Below are 2867 nucleotides of genomic sequence, written 5' to 3'. Positions count from 1 at the left end.
CAGTGTCATGAACAGATACGTTCCTGCTTAGCTGGAGTAGTAATATAGAGCATCCATTCAGCCCTCACCCACGCACGTGTGTTATACACCTAACAAAGAAACGGTATGCCAATCCAGTTTCTTAGAAGCGGTATGATGGTGCTGCTAAGTAAAAATGCCTGTATCTGTTCATAGGACTAGTAAAAAGTTTTTTTTGTCTACTTTTTTATTAATAAAAAAGTAGACAAAAAATTCCTTAATTTGACGCCATTGCGTGAACAGATAGTTTTATTTCATCGTTAATTTAATTTTATTTTCAAGTGATGTATATAAGTGAGCATATGCTGGATCTCTCTGCAATAGATCATCTATAACTTGTACAGCATGTATCACCGTTGTATGATCTCTTCCACCAAAGTAGGCGCCTATCGATTTTAGAGAATGAGTGGTATATTTTTTCATCAGGTGCATGGCCACTTGCCGGGCAGCTACAATCTCTTTTTTACGTGATTTACCCTTGAGCTCATCCAAAGAAATATGGTAATGAGCAACAACTTGTTGTTGTAGTACTTCAATAGTGGTTTCCGTCGTGGGTTGTTGGGCTATAATATGCTTTAAAACTTGTTGTGCTAAGTCTATGTTAATATCTCGTTTGGTCAAAGAAGCATGTGCAATAAGTGAAATAAGTACCCCCTCTAGTTCCCGGACATTTGTATCAACATGTTTGGCAATGTAATCGATTAAATCAGTTGAAAGTTTAATACCATCGGCCTCCATTTTACTATGTATAATCGCAACTCGGGTTTCAAAATCAGGGCACTGTAAATCTGCTGTTAATCCCCATTTGAATCTAGAAAGCAGCCGTTCTTGTAAGCCTTTTAACTCACGTGGTGCGCAGTCACTTGTAATGATAATTTGTTTTTTTAGTTGATGTAAGTGGTTAAAAATATGAAAAAAAATTTCTTGCGTTTTTTCTTTACCAGATAAAAACTGTATATCATCCAAAATAAGCAGATCTACGGTTAGGTATTGCGCTGTAAAAGATTGAACGTAGTTGCTACGCAAGGCCTCTATAAACTGTGTAGTAAACTTCTCTGATGAAACATAAGCCACTTTTTTATCTCTGAAAAATGTTTTAACTTCATTTCCAATAGCTTGAGAAATATGGGTTTTACCTAATCCAACACCTCCGTATAACATTAGTGGATTAAAAGCAGTGCCACCTGGTTGCTTGGCAACAGCTTGTGCAGCAGATTTGGCTAGTTGATTGCAACTGCCTTCTATAAGGTTATCAAAAAGATAATTGGGATTTAACCGAAAGATTTGATTTTCTAAAATAGTAAGTGGTTGCTCGCTACCACTTTTTAAGGCTGGTCCTGGGTAAGTAGGCAAATTTACCACTAATGGTTTATGCTTTTTATTGCCTTTATCTATAACAACTGCATAGGCTAGTTTTCCATGTGGACCTATTGCTTGCTGTACAGCTTGCTTAAGTAGTGGTAAATGGTGTTCTTCTAACCACTCATAAAAAAATTGACTAGGGACTTGAATCGTCAAGATACCATCCTTAAAATCTTTGGCTATAATAGGGCTAAACCAGGTCTTATAAGTTTGTTCACTGATTTGACCTTGAATATGTAGAAGACATTTATCCCAAATAATTTTGCTATCGGTATGCATGAATGACCTCTTTTGTAGCTTTTTAAAACCCTATTATGATACTATGGAGTATGGCTTTGCACCATCCAGGAAAGGTAAAAATTAAAATAGCTAGCCACATAGCTAGCTATTTTACGGATTAACTATTTTATAACTTACTATTTATTATCCTCTACTAAAGAGAAAAAAGCTAGCTTTGCAAGCCTATACTAGTATGTTCAATACTATAATCAGCTTTTTTAACCGCTTTTTAGTGCTTTAGAATAAACTTAATCTCTTCTTTTTTGTTCCCCTAAAAAACGTAGTAAAGATAAAAAAAGATTTAAAAAATTAATGTAAAGAGAAAAAGCACCCATAAGGCCAGCTTTCTCTACCAAGTTGGTATCTTGCAACTCATAGTAGAGGTTTTTTAATTTTTGGGTGTTATATGCTACAAATAGAATAAATACAACTACTCCTATAAAACTGGTTAAAAAGTAAACCATGGGGCTATGGAGAAAAATATTCACTATACTACTAATAATAAGCCCCCAAATCGCCATCATACAAAAAGAACCTACAGAGCTTAAGTCACGGTTGGTGACGTAACCATAGAAACTCATAGCCCCAAATGTAAAAGCCGTTATTAAAAAAGTCTTATGTAAAGAATCAATCGTGTAAAAAAAGGCTAATTCAGCAAACGACATACCAATAAGTGCAGCATAGAGGCCCAAAAGCAAGCGAGAGCGGGCAAATGTTGCTCTAGTAAAGTTACTTGATACATACATAGCGATACAAAATGGCGCAAACATTACCGCATAACCTCCAAAAGTACGACTCATAATGTTTCCCCACTGGTCACATGTAAAAAGTAAATTGGTTAAAGGTGGAAAAGTAAAGGTTGCAGCTGCTGTAATAGCCGTAATCAATAGTCCAAGAGTCATATGCATATAGACCTTGACCATATAACGTTGCAGTCCACTATCTATGGCTCGCCTAGCACGAGTGTAATCTTTTATGTAATCATTCATTGTTCGTAATCTTTATAACTAGTTAGTGAATAAAGTGCTATGTCAATTTAGAAAATAATAGCATATTATCCAATTTTTTTGCTTCCTACCCCATAGGGCGTATCTGTTCCTGACACTGTTAAAAAATGAATTTTTTAAAGCTACTTTTTGCTTGATCAAAAAGTAGCCAAAAAATCAAGCGCTGATGAAAAAAGTGCGATCAGAAAGCTTAGTTTACAG

General features: G+C 35.5%; 2 protein-coding genes. Both read right to left on the bottom strand.

The genetic code is table 11. The features are described 5' to 3' along the window. Positions 1–267: 267 nt before the first annotated feature. Entirely contained in the window at positions 268–1659 is a 1392-nt protein-coding gene (gene dnaA / locus MUW74_RS03870; RefSeq protein ID WP_243519050.1) for a chromosomal replication initiator protein DnaA, read from the bottom strand. A 248-nt stretch (positions 1660–1907) separates the two neighbouring features. Then, a complete protein-coding gene (locus MUW74_RS03865) occupies positions 1908–2648 on the bottom strand; it encodes a Bax inhibitor-1/YccA family protein (RefSeq protein WP_243519040.1) in 741 nt (246 codons plus the stop codon). Positions 2649–2867: the final 219 nt, after the last annotated feature.

The organism is Candidatus Cardinium sp. cBcalN2, assembly GCF_022810445.1.
Classification (GTDB): Bacteria; Bacteroidota; Bacteroidia; order Cytophagales; family Amoebophilaceae; genus Cardinium.
Note: the sequence above shows the minus strand (reverse complement) of the source record. Positions and strands in the feature narration are given on the sequence as shown.